Origin of the sequence: Janthinobacterium aquaticum, assembly GCF_009208565.1 — a bacterium.
Lineage (GTDB): Bacteria > Pseudomonadota > Gammaproteobacteria > Burkholderiales > Burkholderiaceae_D > Janthinobacterium.
On the sequence record NZ_WFLK01000001.1, the window covers coordinates 507,897 to 527,187 of the forward strand.

Genomic DNA, 19,291 nt, shown 5'->3' on the forward strand with positions numbered 1-19,291 from the left:
CATAAAATTGTGGCGCCGAATGCTACCGAGATGTTACTCAGGTTCGACAGACCACAAAACCACAAGGAAACGCCCTAGCGTTCACGGAGACACGACTGCAATGTTTACCGCCCACCATCCCACTGACCTGCCCGCGCAGCCTTGCGCGGCGGCGCCCCAACCATGACCACTACTTCCAAATCACCGCGCGTTGCCGCAGCCGCCCGGCCGCGCAGCGAGCCCGCAGCCACTGCTGCCGAACCGTCTTCCATCGTGCTGCCGGCCACGCCTGGCGCAGCTGCCAGCAGCCACGGCCACGCCCGCAATCCCGGCGTACCTTTCGACAGCAGCTGGTTCGATGACATCCGCGTCAACCTGTCGGCCGCCGAGCGCCGCGTGGCCACCCTGCCTGGCCGCCGCTCGGTGAAAAAGGACGCGCAGGCTGCCTGGCTGCTCAAAGCCATCAGCTGCATCGACCTGACCACTTTGTCCGGCGACGACACCACCGAACGCGTCAAGCGCCTCTGCGCCAAGGCCATCATGCCGGTGCGCCAGGACCTGCTCGACGCGCTGGGCTTTGGCGAGCGCACGCTGCATACGGGCGCCATCTGCGTGTATCACCGCTATGTGGCGACCGCCGTGGAAGCACTGGCCGGCAGCGGCATTCCGGTGGCGGCCGTGTCGACCGGTTTTCCGGCTGGCCTGATCCCGCACGACCTGAAACTGAAGGAAATCGAAGCGTCGGTGCACGATGGCGCCAGCGAAATCGATATCGTCATCACGCGTGAGCACGTATTGACCGGCAACTGGAAAGCCCTGTACGCCGAAATGCGCGACTTCCGTGTAGCGTGCGGCGAAGCGCACGTGAAAGCCATCCTGGCCACCGGCGAACTGAAAACCATGCGCAACGTGGCCAAGGCCTCGATGATCTGCATGATGGCCGGCGCCGACTTTATCAAGACCTCGACCGGCAAGGAAGGCGTCAACGCCACCCCGCTGGTGACCCTGATCATGCTGCGCATGATCCGCCAGTACCAGGAACGCACCGGCTACAAGGTCGGCTACAAGCCGGCCGGCGGCGTCTCGGCCGCCAAGGACATTCTCAACTACCAGATCCTGATGAAGGAAGAACTGGGCCGCGAGTGGCTCGAACCGGACCTGTTCCGCATCGGCGCCTCCTCGCTGCTGGCCGATATCGAACGCCAGCTTGAACACCACGTTACCGGCCGTTACTCGGCTTTCCACCGCCACGCGATCGGATAATTCATATGAGCGTTACACACTATTTCGATACCATGGACTACGGCCCTGCCCCTGAAAGCGACACCGACGCACGCGCCTGGCTGGCGCGCCACAGCGACGGCTTCGGCCACTTCATCAACGGCGCCTTTACGCCTGCCGCGTCGAGCACCCTGTTCGACACCAATGAACCGGCCACCGGCAAGCCGCTGGCACGCATTGCGCAAGGCACCCAGGCCGACGTCGACGCTGCCGTCAGCGCCGCCCGCGCCGCACAGGAAAACTGGTTCGCCATTGGCGGCCATGCGCGCGCCCGCCATCTGTATGCGCTGGCGCGCATGGTGCAGCGCCACGCCCGCCTGTTTGCCGTCGTCGAAGCACTCGACAATGGCAAGCCGATCCGCGAAACGCGCGATATCGACGTGCCGCTGGTAGCGCGTCACTTCTACCACCACGCCGGCTGGGCGCAACTGCAGGAACGCGAATTTGCCGACCAGGTGCCGGTGGGCGTGATCGGCCAGATCGTGCCGTGGAACTTTCCGCTGTTGATGCTGGCATGGAAAATCGCTCCGGCGCTGGCGCTGGGCAATACGGTGGTATTGAAGCCAGCCGAATTCACGCCGCTGTCAGCGCTGCTGTTTGCCGAACTGGCCGCGCAAGCCGGCCTGCCGGCCGGCGTACTGAACGTGGTGACCGGCGACGGCGCCACCGGTGCCGCCATCGTGGCGCACCCGGACGTCAACAAGATCGCCTTTACCGGTTCGACCGACGTGGGCCGCTTGATCCGTGAAAAAACCGCCGGCAGCGGCAAGTCGCTCACATTGGAACTGGGCGGCAAGTCGCCGTTCATCGTGTTTGACGACGCCGACATCGACGCTGCCGTCGAAGGCGTGGTTGACGCCATCTGGTTCAATCAGGGCCAGGTCTGCTGCGCCGGTGCGCGCCTGCTGGTACAGGAAGGCATTGCGCAGGACTTCTACGCACGCCTGAAACGCCGCATGGGCCACTTGCGCGCCGGTACGCCGCTCGACAAGACCATCGACATCGGCTCCTTGATCGCGCCGTCGCAGCACGAGCGCGTGAAAAAACTGGTGGAGCTGGGCGTGAAGGAAGGCGCAACCTGCTTCCAGCCCGATATCTCGCTGCCGGTCGGCGGCAGCTACTTTGCACCGACCCTTCTGACCAATGTGCATCCGGCCAGCACCGTGGCCAACGAAGAAATCTTCGGACCGGTACTGGTGTCGATGACCTTCCGCACCCACGATGAAGCGGTGGCCATTGCCAACAATTCGCGCTACGGCCTGGCCGCCAGCGTGTGGAGCGAAACCATCGGCCTGGCGCTGGCCGTGGTGCCAGCGTTGAAAGCCGGCGTGGTATGGATCAACTCGACCAATCTGTTTGACGCCGGCGTCGGTTTTGGCGGCGTGCGCGAATCGGGCTTCGGGCGCGAAGGCGGCCGCGAAGGCTGCTATGAATACCTGAAACCGCGCGCCTGGGCCCAGCGCTTGCCCCGCACTGCTACTGCTACTGCTACTGCTGCTGCCGTCACCGGCAAAAGCGAAGCCGCAGACACCACCAGCGCCAGCTTTGCGCTGGTCGACCGCACCGCCAAGCTGTATGTCGGCGGCAAGCAGGCCCGTTCGGACGGCGAGCAGTCGCTGGGCGTGTTCGGCGCCAACGGCAAGCTCGCTGGCGAAGTCGGCCTGGGCAACCGCAAGGATATCCGCAACGCCGTCGCTGCCGCGCATGCTGCCGCCAGCTGGTCGGCCAGCACGCCGCACCGCCGCGCACAGGCGCTGTACTACCTGGCCGAGAACCTGTCGGCGCGCGCCGGCGAATTTGCCAGCCGCATTGCCAGCCTGACCGGTGTATCGAACGAGGCTGCCGCCAAAGAAGTCGACCAGTCGATCAGCCGCCTGTTCGCCTATGGCGCCTGGGCCGATAAATACGAAGGCGCCGTACACGTGCCGCCAATGCGCGGCGTCGCGCTGGCAATGGTCGAGCCGATCGGCGTGGTCGGCGTGGTCTGCCCTGACGAATCGCCACTGCTGTCGTTTGTCAGCCTGCTGGCGCCATTGCTGGCGATGGGCAACCGTTCGGTGATCGTGCCGAGCGCGCGCCATGCGCTGATCGCTACCGATTTCTACCAGGTGCTGGAAACGTCGGACCTGCCGGGCGGCGTGATCAATATCGTGACCGGCGACGCCGCCACGCTGCTGGCCACGCTCGCCGCGCACGACGACGTCGACGCCCTGTGGGCGTTTGGCGACGCGGCGCTGTCGGCCACGGTCGAACGCCTGTCAACCGGCAACCTCAAGCGCACGTTGGTAGACTATGGTCTTGCAACCGACTGGAACGACGACATCGCTGCAGAAGGCCCGGCCTGGCTGCGCCACGCCACCCAGATCAAGAATGTGTGGGTGCCGTACGGGGAATAAAGGACGGTAAATCGGAGTAGGTCGGGGTAGGTCGGGTTAGCCGGAACGGCGTAACCCGACAACAGCCCGCGGCGCTAATTAGGATTACGCGACGCTGCGTCGGATTACGCTGCGCTAATCCGACCTACGCTAACCGACCTGTTAAAAGGTTTATATACGCAGTGCCAGGCAAGCCGACGACGAGCGGCAATCTGGCAGACACCACTGCAACAATTGCATAACAAGTCTGGAGACAAAAATGTTGAAACATATCGACCCGCTGTTGAATGCGGATGTGCTGTACGCCCTGCGCGCCATGGGCCATGGCGATGAACTGGTGCTGTGTGACGCCAACTTCCCCGCCGACTCTGTTGCCCGCCAGACGGTGCTGGGCAAGGTGCTGCGCATCGACGGCGTCGGCACCAGGGAAGCGGCGCGCGCCATCCTGTCGGTGATGGCGCTCGATACGGCGGTGGATGTGGCCGCGCACCGCATGGAGGTGGTGGGCGAACCGGACAATGTGCTGCCGGTGCAGCAGGAAGTACAGATCGAAATCAACCAGGCCGAAGGACGCGAGCGCATCCTGGGCTCGATCGAACGCTTTGATTTTTACGATGTGGCGCGCAAAGCTTACTGCGTGATCGCCACCGGCGAGCGCCGTTTCTACGGCTGCTTCATCTTCAAAAAGGGCGTGATCGCCCCTGAGGCCTGATCATGGGCGCCGTTCAAGCAGGACGCGGCGTCGCGATCCTCGGCATCTATGTAGCCGACCTGGCTTTTCGCGCCGCGCACATGCCCGGCGTGGGCCAGACCATTGCCGGCTCCGGCTTTGCCATGGGCCCGGGCGGCAAAGGCTCCAACCAGGCCGTGGCGGCAGCGCGCGCCGGCGCCGAGGTGACCTTTATCAGCACCCTGGGCCAGGACAGCTTTGCCGACAATGCGCTGGCGCTGTGGCGCGCCGACGGCATCACGCCGCGCGTCAAACAGGTCGACACCCATCCGACCGGCGCAGCCTTCATCTACCTGAACGAGAAAAACGGTGACAACGCCATTATCGTGGTCTCGGGCGCGGCCAGCCTGATCGGCGTGGCCGACGTGGAAGCAGCCAGTGACGCGATTGCCGCTGCGCGCGTGTTTGTCACCCAGCTCGAGCAGCCTGCCGACGCTGCCCTGCGCGCCCTGCAGATCGCCCGCGCCGCCGGCACCACCACGGTGTTCAATCCGGCACCGGCAGTGGCGTTTGACGACGCCGTCTATCCGCTGTGCGACTTCATTACCCCCAACGAGCACGAAGCGGCGATCCTGACCGGCCTGCCCGTCACCAACCTGGAACAAGCGCGCGCCGCCGGCGATGCTTTTCTTGCACGTGGCGTCGGCTGCGCTCTCATTACGCTTGGCTCGCAAGGCGCACTGCTGCACAGCGCCAGCGAATCGGTGCTGATCGCGCCGTTCAATGCCGGGCCGGTACTGGAAACAACCGGCGCCGGCGATGCGTTCAATGGCGGCTTTGCAGCAGCGTTGGCAGAAGGCGCCACGCCACGCGAAGCGGCCCGCTTTGCCGCAGCGCTGGCCGCCATTTCGGTCACGCGCGCCGGCACCGCCCCGTCGATGCCCAAACGCGCCGAGGTTGACGCACTGCTGGCACGCGCCTGAGCCAGGTTTTTCCGTTTATTTTTGGAGTCAGCATGAAGCGCCAGTTTTCCGACCCACAGCTTAACTTCCTGGTGGGTATCAATGTCCTGATTTTGCTTGCGGCCAGCGTGCTGTCGCACGGCGACTTCCTCGACGTCTACAACTTCCAGTCGATGGCCAGCCAGTTGCCTGAACTGGCTCTGCTGGCCATCGGCGTCTCGCTGGCCATGATTGCCGGTAACGGCGGCATCGACCTGTCGGTGCTGGGCATGGCCAACCTGGCCGGCGTTGTCGCCGCGACCATCGTGCCGCTGGTGGTCGATGCCGACGCCTCGCCCTGGGGCTATACGCTGGCCTTTATCCTGGTGGCGCTGGCCACCGGCGTGATCGGCGGCCTGCTCAACGGCTGGCTGATTGCCGGCGTGGGCCTGACGCCGATCCTGTGTACGCTCGGCACGCAGCTGATCTTTACCGGCGCCGCCGTGGTATTGAGCAAAGGCTCGAGCGTACGCCTGGCCGGCGCGGAGCCGATGTCGATGCTCGGTAACGAGAATCTGCTGGGCGTGCCGATCCCGTTCATCATCTTTATGGTGGTGCTGCTGGCAATCGGCTGGCTGCTACGTTTCAGCCCGTTCGGCATCCGCCTGTTTTTGCTCGGCACCAATGCCAAGGCAGCGCGCTATGCCGGCATTCCCGGCGCGCGCATGCTGGTGGCCACCTATGCCATTTCGGGCCTGCTGGCCGGCCTGGCCGGCGTGATCATCGCCGCCCGCACGGCCAGCGTGAAAGCCGACTACGGCAGCTCCTACCTGCTGATCGCCATCCTGGTGGCGGTGATGGCCGGGGTGCGTCCGCAAGGCGGCTATGGCCGCATGGTCTGCCTGTTCTTCTCGGCCACCGCGCTGCAGCTGCTGTCGAGCACATTCAACCTGCTCGATATCTCGAACTTCTTCCGCGATTGCGCCTGGGGTTTGCTGCTGCTGTGCTTCCTGGCTTCGGCCCGTATCAATCTGAGTGACTACCGTTTTTTCTCACCGCGCAAGGGTTAATCAATACCACCCCAGCGCACGCTGATCCAGTCCCCTCCTGGGTCAGCGAACAATCAATAAAGAGGGTATGGAGACAAACATGTTCAAGAAAACCACCTGCGCCGCTGCCATCGTTGCCATCGGCTCCCTCACGGTTGCCGGCGTACTGCACGCACAAAATAAAAAGCCGGTCGATATCGTCACGGTTGTAAAAATCACCGGCATGAGCTGGTTCAATCGCATGGAAGTGGGCGTCAAGGAGTTTGGCGCAGCCAATCCGGGCGTGGTCAATGCACGCCAGATCGGCCCGGCGCAGTCGGACGCGGCTCAACAGCAACGCCTGGTGGAAGACCTGGTGGCCAAGAAGGTCGACGCAATTGCCGTCGTCTCGATGGACCCGCTGACGCTCGAACCCGTACTGAAACGCGCACTCGACCGCGGCATCAAGGTTGTCACGCATGAAGCGGACAACCAGAAAAACACCCTGGTCGACATCGAAGCCTTCGACAACACCGCCTACGGCGCGCGCCTGAACGAACGCCTGGCCGAGTGCATGGGCAAGTCCGGCAAATGGTCGTCCCTGCTGGGCTCTCTGGGTAGCCAGTCGCAAGTGCAGTGGGCTGACGGCGGCGCCAACAACGCCAAGAAGTATCCGAAAATGGTGCTGGTCGACGCGAAAAACGAGACCGCCAACGACGCTGAAAAAGCTTACGGCAAAGCCAAGGAAATCCTGCGCAAGCACCCGGATATCAAAGGCTTCCAGGGTTCGTCCTCGCTCGACGTGCTGGGCATCGGCCGCGCCATCGAAGAAGCTGGCCTGACCGGCAAAATCTGCGTGTACGGCACCGGCCTGCCGAGCGAAGCGGCCAAGTTTCTTGAATCGGGCGCCGTAGGCGGTATCGCTTTCTGGGATCCGAAAGACGCCGGCATCATGATGAACAAGGCAGCGCTGATGCTCATTCAGGGCAAAACCATCACCAACGGCATGGACATGGGCGTACCGGGCTACAACGCGGTCACCGTGAAAAAAGGCCCTGGCGTGGGCATTATCGTTACCGGCAAGGCGTGGGTCGAAGTCGATAAATCCAACTACAAAAAGTACGCGTTCTAAGTAACTGAGCACGCCGCTGGCGCCATCAGGCGCCCGCGGCGTGCGGCAACGCCTATCGCACGCCGGCCGTGTGCGGCATCGCTTATCGCAGAAAGAATCGATTCATGACCAGTACCACCCAAAATCCGGCGGCCACGCCGAAGGTTTTTTTGCAGCTCGAAGGCATCCACAAGCGCTACGCCGGCGTGCATGCGCTGCGCGGCGTCGACCTGACCATCGAAGCTGGCGAAATTTATCACTTGCTGGGCGAAAACGGCTGCGGCAAGAGCACCCTTATCAAGATCATTTCCGGCGCCCACGCTCCCAGCGAAGGGCGCATCAGCATCAACGGCCAGCCGCACGACGCGCTGACGCCGCTGCAGTCGCTGGCGCTCGGCATCGAGACCGTGTACCAGGACCTGTCGCTGCTGCCCAATATGAGCGTGGCTGAAAACGTGGCCCTGAGCGAGCAGCTGGTGGCCGGCAATGGCCGCCTGGCGCGCCGCTTCGACCGCCATGCCGTCAACGCCACCGCCGCGCGTGCGCTGGCAGCCGTCGGCCTGCCATCCGATCCGCACTTCCTGTCCACCCGCGCCGATGAACTGCCGATCGCCACGCGCCAGCTGCTGGCGATTGCGCGCGCGGTGGCCACCAGCGCCAAAATGGTCATCATGGATGAGCCGACCACCTCGCTCACCCAGAAGGAAGTCGACAACCTGATATCGGTGATCGAAGGCCTGCGCGCCCAGGGCGTGGCAGTGCTGTTCGTCAGCCACAAGTTAGACGAGTGCTACGCCATCGGTGGCCAGGCGATTGTTTTCCGCGACGGCAGCAAGGTCACGCAAGGCCCGATTGCCAACTACACCAAGGCCGAACTGGCGCACGCCATGACCGGCAAGAATCTCGATGGCGGCCGCTATCGCCAGCGCTCGCACGGCGACGGCGAGCTGCTGCGCATCAAGGGCCTGGGCCGGCGCGGCTATTTCTCCGGCGTTGACCTGACGCTGCACAAAGGCGAAATTCTCGGCATTACCGGCCTGCTCGATTCGGGCCGCAATGAACTGGCGCTGGCGCTGGCCGGCGTGCAGCCGGCCGACAGTGGCGAGATTTTCCTCGACGGCCAGCACATCACGCTGCGCAACCCGAACGACGCGATTGCCCAGCGCATCGGCTACGTGCCGGAAGACCGCCTCAGTGAAGGCCTGTTCCTCGACAAATCGATCCGCGAAAACATTATTACCACGGTGTTGAACACCCTGCGCTCGCGCTTTGGTGCGCTGGACGCCCGCCGCGCGCAGGCGCTGGCCGAAAGCACGGTCAAGGATCTGCAGATCGCGACCCCGGATGTTGACCGCCCGGTGCAGTCGCTGTCCGGCGGCAACCAGCAGCGCGTGCTGATCGGGCGCTGGCTGGCGATTGCCCCGCGCGTGCTGATCCTGCACGGCCCGACGGTGGGTGTGGACGTGGGCTCGAAAGACATCATCTACCGCATCGTCCAGCGCCTGGCCGAAGACGGCCTGGCGGTGCTGCTGGTCAGCGACGACCTGCCGGAACTGCTGCAGAACTGCGACCGTATCGTGATGATGCGTAAGGGCCGCATCGCCAACGTTTTTGACGCCGAAGGACTGGAAGAAGAAACGCTGTACCACGCCCTTATCTCCGATCAAACCAGCAAGGTGGCTTCATGAACAGCAGCACGATGACCCGCAATTACGCCGCGCCGGCCGATGTCGGCGCCCCCAAAGTCACGCTGCGCCAGCGCCTGGCGCGTCACCCGCAATTGTTTACGCTGGCGCTCATTATCGTGCTGTGCCTGGTGGTCGGCGCCATCAATCCGCAGTTCTTCCAGCTGGCGATGGCGTTCGACATCGTGCGCGCCTGTACCGTGCTGGGGCTATTTGCACTGGGCGTGATGATCGTGCTCGCTGCCGGCGGCATCGACGTGTCGTTTGCGGCGATTGCAGCGCTGACCATGTACGGCATTACCAAGCTGGTGATGACGAAGTTCCCGGAAACGCATATGGCCATCATCCTGGTGGCCGGCGCTGCCGGTGGCACGCTGCTGGGCGTCTTGAACGGCCTGCTGGTCGACTGGCTGAAAGCACCATCGCTGATCGTCACCATCGGCACCCAGTATCTGTTCCGCGGTATTTTGCTGACCTTTATCGGCACGGTGTTCTTCATGAACGTGCCACAGCCGATGGACGCCTTCGGCAAGCTGGCCATCTGGCGCCACGATACGGCCACCGGCGTGCATGCGGTACTGCCGGCCACCGTGCTGGTGCTGGTGGCGGCTGCTGCGCTGACCTGGTGGCTGCTCAACCGCACGCTGATGGGCCGCGCCGTGTATGCGATCGGCGGCAGCCTGTCGATTGCCGAACGCCTCGGCTACAAGCTGCGCACCGTGCATCTGTTCGTGTTCGGCTATGCCGGTTTTCTGGCCGGTCTGGCCGGCATCGTGCACGTCTCGAGCACGCGCCTGGCCAACCCGTTCGACCTGGTCGGCATGGAGCTTGACGTGATCGCCGCCGTGATCCTCGGTGGCGCGCGCATTACCGGCGGCAGCGGCACTGTCAGCGGCACTTTGCTGGGCGTGCTGCTGGTCACCCTGATCAACAACGTGCTCATTCTCGCTGGCGTACCAAGCACTTGGCAGAAAGTCATTGTCGGCACGTTTATCGTGGTTGCTGGTGCGGTGTTTGCCAGCAAGCGGGCGTCGTAATACGACAACACCGCTGACGCCAACAATGTTGTCGGATTACGGCCCGATGGGCCTAATCCGACCTACGCCAGCGCTGCCTTGCTGCCTTTTCCACGATACAGATACAAGGTCGCAGCCAGGCTGCACACGCCGGCCAGCGTGAGCCAGAACGCCGGTGACGCCTTGTTACCGGTGTCTTCGATCAGGGCCGTGGCAATGGCCGGCGTAAAGCCGCCGAAAATGGCCGTGGCCAGGCTGTAGGCCAGCGAGAAACCGGTGGTGCGTACTTCCATCGGCATCACTTCGGTCAGGGCCACCACCATTGCGCCGTTATAGCTGGCGTAGACAAATGACAGCCACAATTCCACGCTGAGCATGCGCGCAAAGCTCGGTGACTGCACCAGCCAGTGCAGCGCCGGATAGGCCGTGATGATGGCCAGCGCCGAAAAGCACAGCAGCAAAGGACGGCGCCCGACGCGGTCCGACAGTGCACCCATCACCGGCAGCCAGAAAAAGTTCGATACGCCCACGCACAGGGTCACCATCAGGCTGTCGGTGGTGCTGAGCTTGAGCACGGTTTTGCCAAAGGTCGGCGTATAGACCGTAATGAGGTAAAACGACACGGTGGTGAGCGCCACCAGCATGGCGCCGGCCAGCACCATCGGCCAGTTGGCCAGCATCGAACGCAGGATCGCCTGCAGGTCGGGGCGGTGCTTGCGCTGTTTGAATTCTTCGGTTTCCTGCAGATGGCTGCGCAGCACGAACAGGATTGGCACGATCAGGCAGCCGATAAAGAACGGGATGCGCCAGCCCCAGCTGGTCATTTCGGCCGGGCTGAAAGCCTGGTTTAGGCCGAATCCCAGACCTGCGGCGGCGATAATGGCCACCTGCTGGCTGGCCGACTGCCAGCTGACATAAAAGCCCTTGCGCCCCGGCGTGGCCATCTCGGCCAGGTAGACCGACACGCCGCCAAGTTCGGCGCCGGCCGAGAAACCCTGCAGCAGGCGCCCGATCAGCACCAGGATCGGTGCCAATATGCCGATGGTATCGTAGCCGGGCACGCAGGCCACCAGCACAGTGCTGACGGCCATCAGCGCCAGCGTGACGATCAGGCCTTTGCGCCGGCCCACGCGGTCGACATAGGCGCCGAGGAAAATCGCGCCCAGGGGGCGCATCAGAAAGCCGGCGCCAAACGTCATCAGGGTCAGCATCAGCGACGTGACCTGGCTGTGCGAAGGGAAAAAGGCCTGGGCAATCGCGGTGGCGTAGAAACCGAACAGGAAAAAGTCGTACATTTCCATGAAGTTTCCGCTCGTCACACGCAGCACCATACTGGTCTGCGACTGGGCCTTGGCAGTCTGGGTGGCAGTCATCTTGAGTCTCTCTTTTCTGCCGCGCGGCGGCGGCGCCGATATCGAAACAAGATGATAGCGGCTTGTGGAAAAGAGCGCTGGCGAGCTGCCTGCCTGCCGGTTATATGGCCTTGCCGTGCGCCCCCGGCACGCCAGCCATGGCAGTTTGGCGTACCGCCGGCTGGCGATACAGGTACAGCGCCGCGCCCAGGCTGCATACGGCGGCAAAGGTCAGCCACAGCGCTGGCGAAGCCTTGTCGCCGGAACTGGCAATCAGGCTGGTGGCAATGGCCGGCGTAAAGCCGCCGAAAATGGCCGTGGCCAGGCTGTAGGCCAGCGAGAAGCCGGTGGTGCGCACCTCGACCGGCATCACTTCGGTCAGCGCCACCACCATGGCGCCGTTAAAGCTCGCATAGACAAACGACAGCCACAGTTCCACGCCCAGCATCTTGCCAAAGCTCGGTGCCTGTACCAGCCAGTGCATCGCCGGGTAGGCCGTCAGGATGGCCAGCACCGAAAAACACAGCAGCAACGGACGGCGTCCGACACGATCCGACAGCGCACCCATGACCGGCAGCCAGAAAAAGTTCGATACGCCTACGCACAAGGTGACGATCAGGCTGTCGGTGGTGCTCAGTTTGAGTACGGTCTTGCCGAAGGTCGGCGTATAGATGGTGATCAGGTAAAACGACACCGTGGTCAGCGCCACCAGCATGGCGCCGGCCAGTACCAGGCGCCAGTTGTCGAGCATCGAGCGCAGGATTGCTTTGAGTTCGGGGCGGTGCTTGCGTTGCTGAAATTCTTCGGTTTCCTGCAGCGTGCGGCGAATCACGAACAAAATGGGCACGATCATGCAGCCGATAAAGAACGGAATGCGCCAGCCCCAGTCACTCATCTCGCTGGCGCTCAGTATCTGGTTCAGGCCATAGCCCAGGGCTGCGGCGACCACAATGGCCACCTGCTGGCTGGCCGACTGCCAGCTGACATAAAAGCCTTTGCGTCCCGGCGTGGCCATCTCGGCCAGGTAGACCGACACGCCACCGAGTTCGGCGCCGGCCGAAAAGCCCTGCAACAGGCGCCCGATCAGCACCAGTACCGGCGCCAGCACGCCGATGGTGGCGTAGCCGGGCACGCAGGCGATCAGCACCGTACCAAGCGCCATCAGCCCCAGCGTAACGATCAGCCCCTTGCGCCGGCCAACCCGGTCGACGTAGGCGCCAAGGATCACGGCCCCCAATGGGCGCATCAGGAAGCCGGCGCCAAAGGTCATCAGCGTCATCATCAGCGAAATGACTTCGTTATCGGACGGGAAAAACGCTTTTGAAATGGCGGTGGCGTAAAAGCCGAACAGGAAAAAGTCGAACATTTCCATGAAATTGCCGCTGGTCACACGCAGCACCATGCCGGCGCGCGACGGCGCGGCCTTTGAAATGGCAGTCATTTGAATCTCTCTCTGCCGCACGCTGGCGGCGCAGGATAAAGGGGCGTATCAGTATCAGTTGGCCGGCAGCGGATCGAGACCGCTGGCAACGACCGCATCGCGGGCTTTGGGGGAGGCGAGAAAGCTGATCAGCTTGCGCGCGGCAGCCGGATGGGCGGCCGAATAGGGAATGCCGGCGGCAAAGCGGGTCACGCTTTGCACCGCTTCGGGCAGGCGGCCGACAAAGGTGATGCCGGCAATCGGCAGCACTTCGCTGACCTGCTGGAAGCCCAGCGTATAGCGCCCTGCCGCCACCAGTTCGGCCACAGGCGTTTTCTGCACCATGTGCGCACGCGGCTTGACCAGCGTCTCGATATCGAGCTTGCTGAGCATTTCACGTTCGATATAGACGCCGCTGGCGCTGTCGGAATAGGCGATCGAATCGGCCTGCACGATGGCCTTGCGCAGTGCGTCGACGGTGGAAATATCGGGTACCGACGCACCCTTGCGCACCACCATGCCGATGCGCGAATCGGCCAGGTCGGTGCGGCTGGCCGGATCGACGACGCCCTGCGCGATCAGTTTGTCGAGCGCGTAGCCGACCATAATGACGACATCGGCCGGCTCGCCGCGCGACAGGCGTACCGGTATTGCTTCGGGCGCCACGCCCATCGAAGGACCCCAAGCGGTATGCAGGGTGTCGCCGCTGGCCTGCTCATAGCGCGGCAGCAGGGCCTTGTAGGCGGCGCTGAAGCCGCCCGAGTTCATGACATTGATTTCTTCGGCTTTCAGCGCGGGCGCAGCCAGCACGAGCACGGACAGCAACAGCGCACACGCGCGGGCTAGGGGGAACTGCATGACGATCTCCTGATAATGGCTACGGTTTTTATGGAACCATTATCAGAAGTGGCATTGATAAAGTAAAATGCAAAAAACCTCAGCATTGATGCGGCAAACACATCAATTACTGCAATGCCGCCAGCGTTGCCTTGATTTCCTCGTACAGGTGCTGCGCGGCAGGCGCAAACACGCGGCCTGTGCGGCGTATCACGCCCAGCGTGCGCTCGATGCCTGACCCTGCCAGCGGCACCGCGCGCAGCCCTCCCCTGGCCGGCATCGACAACTGCGGCACCACCGCAATACCGAGGCCTGATGCCACCAGTTCGAGCAGCGTCGAGACATGGCGCACCTCGATATACGACTGCGGCCGCCGCTCGGCCGGCGCCATCGCCTCATCGAGCACCTTGCGGTTGCCGCTGGACTTGGCCACGGTCATGTAGGGATAGCCGCTGATATCGTCCCAGCTGACCGTCTCGCGCGCGGCCAGCGGATGGCCGGGCAGACAGGCCAGCACGAACTGCTCGCGGATAATCGGCTCGAAATCGATGCCGGCCTCGCTGGCGCCAAGGAAGTTGACGCCGAAATCGGCGTCGCCGCGGGCCACCAGGTTCAATACGTCGTGCGCACCTTCGTCGGCCACGCGAATGCGAATGCCGGGCAAGGCTGCATTGAAGCGCTGCAGGATAGGCGGCAAAAAATTATGCGCCACTGACGGCACGCAGGCGATGGTCACCTGGCCGAAATGCGTGAGCGAGATATCGCTGATCTTGTGCAGCGAGCGCTCCACGTTATCGAGAATTTCAACCGCCCTCGCAAAAAATTCGCGTCCGACCAGTGTCAGCGCGACGCGACGCGTGGTGCGCTCGAACAGCTGTACATTGAGCGCTTCTTCGAGCTTGGCGATGCGCCGCGACAGCGCCGGCTGCGACAGGTGCAGCGCACTGGCGGCAGCGCGAAAGCCGCCCTTGTCCACCACCGCCACCATCGCCTGCAGGTCGCCAAGATCAAAGCGCAGCTGGTTCATGCCGGTGCCGCTGTGTAGGACCACTGTACCTGTGGCCGCAGCAAGTGACCGTTGCCAACGCGCCGCGTGTAGCCGACGCGGTCAAAAAACTCCAGCACCTGGATTGCCCGCTTGCGCCCCAGGCCAGTGGCATCGCGAAATTGCGCCGCACCGACCGCGCCCGAGCCGGCTGGCAGCGCCGCGTGGCTTTCTGCCTGCGCGGCCAGGTCGCGCACCAGCTGCGCCAGCTCGGCCAGCGCCTGCGGATGGTAGAACAGGTCGTGCACCACCTGGCTGATCTGGCCGGCCTTGGCCAGCTTGCGCAGCAGACGGCGCGTCTCGTCTTCGCTGATGGCAAACTCGCGCGCCAGGTCGCGCGTCCACGGCGGATCGTAGCGACCGGCCTGCAAGGCTGCCAGCAACGGCGCGACTTGCGCCTGCTCCTGCTCGCTCAGCGCCACGCTGTGCTCGGGCAGATGCAGGCTGGCGCCCAGCGCCAGCACGCGTGCGTCGGCCAGCAGGCCACCAACGAGCGCGCTCCACAAGCCGTCTTCCATCTCGGCGTCGACAATGCGCTTCAAGCGCCACAGTTCCGGCCCCGCTTCGTCGGGCGCGCGCGCGTGGAAGGCGGCCAGGGCGGCCAGCACACGTTCCTCCAGCGCGGCCAGCGCCTGCGGCGTCAGCAGCAAGGCATCATCGCCGCGCAGGGCAATACGGCGCGTGTCCGACGGCAGCACGATGGCGCCTGCCGGCAGCAGCGACAGGCGCACCAGCAGCGACTCGCGCAGGCCCAGCGGGCTTTGCGCCAGCAGCGCGCCGGTGTCGCCGTGCGCGATAAAAGCGGCCAGCGCATCGAGCCAGGCCAGGCGCGCCGGGCTGCGCCGCTTGCGCGCCGGCCCGAACGGATCGAGCACCATGCCACCGCCGATGGTCTGCGTGGCCTGCGCATTGCGCACCACGAAGCGGTCGCCTGGCACCGCATGCAAAGGCGCCTCGAACACCAGCTGCACGCGGCCCGTCTGGCCTGGCGACAGGCTGTCGCCATCGAGCATCACGGCGCGCGCCAGCTGGTGCGCCGCCCCCAGATGCACATGCAGCGGCGACCAGGCTTTCAGCTGCACGGCGCAATCGGGCAGCAGCGTCAGTTCGACATCGATGCGCTCGGAGCACTGCGCCAGTTCGGGCGCGACCACCCAGTTGCCGCGTTCGATCTTTTCTTTGGCAATACCGGCCAGGTTCAGCGCCAGGCGCTGGCCGGCCAGGCCGCTGTCGGCAGCGCGGTTCTGCGCATGGATGCTGCGCACGCGCGCGTCCAAGCCGCCTGGCGCCAGCACTACCGTATCGCCCACCTGCGCGCGGCCGGCCAGCGCCGTGCCGGTGACAATGGTGCCCTGCCCCGACAGCGAAAATACGCGGTCCACGCCTAGGCGGAACAGCCGGCGCTCGTCACGCTCGGGCAGCGTGCCGGCCACTTGCGTCAGGTGCGCCAGCAAGGCGGCCACACCCGGGTCGCCATCGTTTTGCGCGCTGGTAGGGAACACAGGCGCACCGGCAAACGCGGTATCGGCCAGCAGCGCCGTGATGTCGCGCGTAACCTGCGCCACGCGCGCGCTGTCGGCGCGGTCCACCTTGGTCAAAGCCACGGCGCCGCGCGCCACGCCCAGCAGGCGCAAGATGGCCAGATGTTCGCGCGTTTGCGGCATCACGCCGTCGTCAGCCGCCACCACCAGCAGCGCAAAGTCGATGCCGGTCACGCCCGAAGCCATGGTGCGGATAAATTTTTCATGGCCCGGCACATCGATTACGCCCAGCACCGTGCCATTGGCCAGCGGCAGATAGGCGTAGCCAAGTTCGATGGAAATGCCGCGCGCCTGCTCTTCCTTCAGGCGGTCGGTATGCACGCCCGTCAGCGCGCGCGTCAGTGTGGTCTTGCCATGGTCGATATGGCCTGCGGTGCCGACAATCATGACTGCAGTTGCGCCAATTGCGCCACGAAGCGATCGTGGTGAGCGCTTTCCAGGCAGCGCAGATCGAGCCACAGCGTATCCTGGCCGATGCGCCCGATGACAGGCATGGCCAAGCCGCGCAGGCGCTGTTCGAGCACGCCCAGCGCATTGCCGATGCGGCAGCTGGCAGTGGCCCGCACGGCCAGGCCAAAGCTCGGCAACTGGTCGACCGGCAAGGCGCCGCTGCCAATCTGGCTCAGCATCGCCTCGGCTGTGACGGCGTAGCTGTCGCCCAGCACCTGCTGCAGCTGCGGTGCGATCTCCTGCGCCTGGGCGCGCATGGCGCTGGACGGGCGTGTCAGCAAGCGCAAGGTGGTCAAGCGTTCGGCCAACAGGTCGGGCGCGCGATAGAGCTGCAGCACCGGCTCCAGAGCGGCCAGCGTCAGCTTGCCGACGCGCAGCGCGCGCTTCAGCGGATTGCGCTTGATTTTCGCAATCAGATCGGCGCGGCCGACGATCACGCCGCACTGCGGACCGCCGAGCAGCTTGTCGCCGCTGAAGGTGACCAGGTCGGCACCGGCGGCAATCGTCTCGCGCACCGTGGTTTCATGCGGCAGACCATATTGCGCCAGGTCGACCAGTGTGCCGCTGCCCAGGTCCACCGCCGTGGCCACGCCATGCTCGGCCGCCAGCGGCACCAGTTCGTCCAGCTCCACGCTTTTGGTAAAGCCGGTAATGGCGTAATTGCTGCAATGGACCTTCATCAGCAAAGCGGTGTTTTCATTGATGCCATTGGCATAGTCGGCGCGGTGGGTGCGGTTGGTGCTGCCCACTTCGCGCAGCACTGCGCCGGCGCGCGTCATCACGTCGGGAATGCGAAAGGCGCCGCCGATTTCCACCAGTTCGCCACGCGAGACGATCACCTCTTTGTTCTGCGCCAGCGTATTCAACATCAGCAGCACCGCGGCGGCATTGTTGTTGACGATGGTGGCCGCTTCGGCCCCCGTCAGTTCGCGCAGCAGTTCTTCGACCAGGTCGTCGCGGTCGCCGCGCTTACCGGTCTCGAGATCGAATTCCAGGTTCATCGGCCACTGCAGCGCTTCGACCACGGCTTGCACGGCCGCGTCAGGCAGCAGCGCGCGCCCCAGGTTGGTGTGCAGCACCGTGCCTGTCAGATTGAATACGGCGCGCAGCGACGAGCGCGACTGCGCCTGCAACTGCTGTGCCAGTTGCGCTGCAATCTCGCTCAGTTCCAGCGGCGCCTGGGTGCCGGCCAGCATGGCTGCACGCAGGCTGGCCAGCAGCGCACGTGCGGCGTCGAGCGTCTGCGCGCGGCCATACTGCGCAATCAGCGCTGCGCAGGCGGCGTCGCCCAGGATGCGGTCGACGGACGGCAAGCGTACAGTCTGCACGGACGGCACAGTCTTCATCAGGCGCCTTCTCCCTTGCCCAGCCACAGCAGCGGATTGCCGCTGGCGCGCTGGTAGCCGGCTTCGCCCACCAGCAAATCGAGCATCAGGCTGGCCAGGTCGTCAGCCAGCGGGTCGACGTTGTAGTCATGTTCCTGGTTGAATACCTTGCGGTAGGTATGGCAGTCGTCGCAGGTTTCGGCGCGCGCTACCTTTTTCGGATCGTTGGCCTTGTTGGGCAGTGCTTCGTCCTTGGCTGCGACCGGGTCGAACGGCGCGGCGCCGGCCAGGTCCAGGCCCTGGTAGGCGATCTTGCCGTTCTGCTCGCAGGTCGAGCACTTCACGCGCACCATATGCCATTCGCTTTCGCAGATACCGCAGTGCAGATAGCGATAGCCTTGCGACTGGCCGCCGATGCGAATCACGCTCGCTACCGGATGCGAGCCGCAGACCGGGCACAGCGCGCCGGTGTCCAGGTCCGGCACGCGCGTGGCGCGCAGTTCGCTGGCGGCAGTCGACCACAGTACCTGCAGCGCGGCCGCCACGAACGGTGCGTGCATCGGATTGATATGGTCGCCGTTTTCATCGAGCACGGCGTCGGCGCAGGCATCGAGCGCCGCTTCATCGAGCGCGCGCAGTTGCGCCAGCACCTGGTTCAGGCCCGTGGCCAGCGCCGGCGTTTTGGCGGCAGTGGCGGCCAGCTCATCGAGCAGGCTGCTGAAAATGCTGCGCCAGACCGGTGGGCGGGCGCCATTGACCGGCAGCACCGGCATGCGGTGCGACATGGCGCGGCGCAGCGCGTCGGCATCAGCGCTGGGCACGCTGCCCGGCGCCAGCTTGTCCACCACGGCAGCCTGGGCGTCGGCCAGCGCGGCCATCAGCACCAGATAGCCCTGCATGCCGGCGTCGACCGGGATGCCCTTGATATTGCCTTGCGCCAGTTCGCGCAGGCGCAGCGCGCGCGCAGCAAACAAGGACTTTGGCTGCGGCAGCAGCAGGCGCGGAATGGCGTTGTGGTCCAGGCCTTCGATTTCACCTGGCTGTAGGATACGTTGTACCACTGGGGTTCCCATCAAAAAAAGGGCGATAAAGTATTTTAATCGATACGGCTATCGCCAGCCGCAAAGCTCTTGGCAACCAAGTAGGTCGGATTAGCCGGGACGCGCAGGTCGCGTAGCGGCGTAATCCGACCATATCAGCTGCCAATTGTCGGATTACGCCGTTCCGGCTAATCC

Annotated in this window: 15 protein-coding genes; 8 read left to right on the forward strand and 7 right to left on the reverse strand. The window is 64.3% G+C overall.

The window, feature by feature from the left end; all coding sequences use genetic code 11:
- Nucleotides 1–162: 162 nt before the first annotated feature.
- The 8 genes from deoC (at nucleotide 163) to GCM43_RS02345 (ending at nucleotide 10,107) form a co-directional block, all read left to right on the forward strand.
- The gene (gene deoC, locus GCM43_RS02310; RefSeq protein ID WP_226929278.1) at nucleotides 163–1,242 is read left to right on the forward strand and encodes a deoxyribose-phosphate aldolase; all 1,080 of its coding nucleotides are present in this window, start codon (nucleotides 163–165) and stop codon (nucleotides 1,240–1,242) included.
- A gap of 5 nt (nucleotides 1,243–1,247) precedes the next feature.
- On the forward strand, nucleotides 1,248–3,656 hold the full coding sequence (locus GCM43_RS02315; RefSeq protein ID WP_152241867.1) for an aldehyde dehydrogenase family protein: 2,409 nt from the start codon (nucleotides 1,248–1,250) through the stop codon (nucleotides 3,654–3,656).
- Between the two features lie 238 nt (nucleotides 3,657–3,894).
- Nucleotides 3,895–4,347: an RbsD/FucU family protein gene (locus GCM43_RS02320; protein ID WP_152241868.1), complete on the forward strand. Its 453-nt coding sequence runs from the start codon at nucleotides 3,895–3,897 to the stop codon at nucleotides 4,345–4,347.
- Between the two features lie 2 nt (nucleotides 4,348–4,349).
- Entirely contained in the window at nucleotides 4,350–5,288 is a 939-nt protein-coding gene (gene rbsK, locus GCM43_RS02325; RefSeq protein ID WP_152241869.1) for a ribokinase, read from the forward strand.
- Nucleotides 5,289–5,320: 32 nt separating this feature from the next.
- Nucleotides 5,321–6,316, forward strand: a complete 996-nt coding sequence (locus GCM43_RS02330; protein ID WP_152241870.1) for an ABC transporter permease — start codon at nucleotides 5,321–5,323, stop codon at nucleotides 6,314–6,316.
- A 79-nt stretch (nucleotides 6,317–6,395) separates the two neighbouring features.
- Nucleotides 6,396–7,406, forward strand: coding sequence for a substrate-binding domain-containing protein (locus GCM43_RS02335; RefSeq protein ID WP_152241871.1), 1,011 nt, complete (start codon nucleotides 6,396–6,398; stop codon nucleotides 7,404–7,406).
- Nucleotides 7,407–7,510: 104 nt separating this feature from the next.
- On the forward strand, nucleotides 7,511–9,073 hold the full coding sequence (locus tag GCM43_RS02340) for a sugar ABC transporter ATP-binding protein (protein WP_152241872.1): 1,563 nt from the start codon (nucleotides 7,511–7,513) through the stop codon (nucleotides 9,071–9,073).
- Nucleotides 9,070–10,107, forward strand: a complete 1,038-nt coding sequence (locus GCM43_RS02345) for an ABC transporter permease (RefSeq protein WP_152241873.1) — start codon at nucleotides 9,070–9,072, stop codon at nucleotides 10,105–10,107. The genes GCM43_RS02340 and GCM43_RS02345 overlap by 4 nt, the downstream gene beginning before the upstream one ends.
- A 62-nt stretch (nucleotides 10,108–10,169) precedes the next feature.
- On the opposite strand, the gene tcuC (GCM43_RS02350) is transcribed toward GCM43_RS02345, so the two are convergent.
- The 7 genes from tcuC (GCM43_RS02350) to fdhE form a co-directional block, all read right to left on the reverse strand.
- Nucleotides 10,170–11,459: an MFS transporter gene (gene tcuC / locus GCM43_RS02350; RefSeq protein WP_152241874.1), complete on the reverse strand. Its 1,290-nt coding sequence runs from the start codon at nucleotides 11,457–11,459 to the stop codon at nucleotides 10,170–10,172.
- Between the two features lie 100 nt (nucleotides 11,460–11,559).
- On the reverse strand, nucleotides 11,560–12,879 hold the full coding sequence (tcuC, locus tag GCM43_RS02355; protein WP_152241875.1) for an MFS transporter: 1,320 nt from the start codon (nucleotides 12,877–12,879) through the stop codon (nucleotides 11,560–11,562).
- A 54-nt stretch (nucleotides 12,880–12,933) separates the two neighbouring features.
- On the reverse strand, nucleotides 12,934–13,716 hold the full coding sequence (locus GCM43_RS02360; RefSeq protein ID WP_152241876.1) for a substrate-binding domain-containing protein: 783 nt from the start codon (nucleotides 13,714–13,716) through the stop codon (nucleotides 12,934–12,936).
- 106 nt (nucleotides 13,717–13,822) lie between these two features.
- A complete protein-coding gene (locus tag GCM43_RS02365; RefSeq protein WP_152241877.1) occupies nucleotides 13,823–14,722 on the reverse strand; it encodes a LysR family transcriptional regulator in 900 nt (299 codons plus the stop codon).
- Nucleotides 14,719–16,668, reverse strand: a complete 1,950-nt coding sequence (selB, locus tag GCM43_RS02370; RefSeq protein ID WP_152241878.1) for a selenocysteine-specific translation elongation factor — start codon at nucleotides 16,666–16,668, stop codon at nucleotides 14,719–14,721. The genes GCM43_RS02365 and selB overlap by 4 nt, the downstream gene beginning before the upstream one ends.
- Complete coding sequence (gene selA, locus GCM43_RS02375) at nucleotides 16,665–18,077, reverse strand: L-seryl-tRNA(Sec) selenium transferase (protein ID WP_152241879.1); 1,413 nt, start codon at nucleotides 18,075–18,077, stop codon at nucleotides 16,665–16,667. The genes selB and selA overlap by 4 nt, the downstream gene beginning before the upstream one ends.
- Nucleotides 18,077–19,117 (reverse strand): formate dehydrogenase accessory protein FdhE, encoded by a 1,041-nt coding sequence (gene fdhE, locus GCM43_RS02380; RefSeq protein WP_152241880.1) that lies wholly within the window; start codon nucleotides 19,115–19,117, stop codon nucleotides 18,077–18,079. Before fdhE ends, selA begins: the two co-directional genes overlap by 1 nt.
- Between the last annotated feature and the right edge of the window lie 174 nt (nucleotides 19,118–19,291).

What these genes read in the sequence shown, in the direction of transcription:
- GCM43_RS02345 (WP_152241873.1), top strand. Translation starts at nt 9,070, where the DNA reads ATGAACAGCAGCACGATGACCCGCAATTACGCCGCGCCGGCCGATGTC.
- GCM43_RS02360 (WP_152241876.1), bottom strand. Translation starts at nt 13,716, where the DNA reads ATGCAGTTCCCCCTAGCCCGCGCGTGTGCGCTGTTGCTGTCCGTGCTC.
- tcuC (WP_152241874.1), bottom strand. Translation starts at nt 11,459, where the DNA reads ATGACTGCCACCCAGACTGCCAAGGCCCAGTCGCAGACCAGTATGGTG.
- selB (WP_152241878.1), bottom strand. Translation starts at nt 16,668, where the DNA reads ATGATTGTCGGCACCGCAGGCCATATCGACCATGGCAAGACCACACTG.
- GCM43_RS02365 (WP_152241877.1), bottom strand. Translation starts at nt 14,722, where the DNA reads ATGAACCAGCTGCGCTTTGATCTTGGCGACCTGCAGGCGATGGTGGCG.
- selA (WP_152241879.1), bottom strand. Translation starts at nt 18,077, where the DNA reads ATGAAGACTGTGCCGTCCGTGCAGACTGTACGCTTGCCGTCCGTCGAC.
- deoC (WP_226929278.1), top strand. Translation starts at nt 163, where the DNA reads ATGACCACTACTTCCAAATCACCGCGCGTTGCCGCAGCCGCCCGGCCG.
- rbsK (WP_152241869.1), top strand. Translation starts at nt 4,350, where the DNA reads ATGGGCGCCGTTCAAGCAGGACGCGGCGTCGCGATCCTCGGCATCTAT.
- tcuC (WP_152241875.1), bottom strand. Translation starts at nt 12,879, where the DNA reads ATGACTGCCATTTCAAAGGCCGCGCCGTCGCGCGCCGGCATGGTGCTG.
- GCM43_RS02330 (WP_152241870.1), top strand. Translation starts at nt 5,321, where the DNA reads ATGAAGCGCCAGTTTTCCGACCCACAGCTTAACTTCCTGGTGGGTATC.
- GCM43_RS02315 (WP_152241867.1), top strand. Translation starts at nt 1,248, where the DNA reads ATGAGCGTTACACACTATTTCGATACCATGGACTACGGCCCTGCCCCT.
- GCM43_RS02340 (WP_152241872.1), top strand. Translation starts at nt 7,511, where the DNA reads ATGACCAGTACCACCCAAAATCCGGCGGCCACGCCGAAGGTTTTTTTG.
- GCM43_RS02335 (WP_152241871.1), top strand. Translation starts at nt 6,396, where the DNA reads ATGTTCAAGAAAACCACCTGCGCCGCTGCCATCGTTGCCATCGGCTCC.
- GCM43_RS02320 (WP_152241868.1), top strand. Translation starts at nt 3,895, where the DNA reads ATGTTGAAACATATCGACCCGCTGTTGAATGCGGATGTGCTGTACGCC.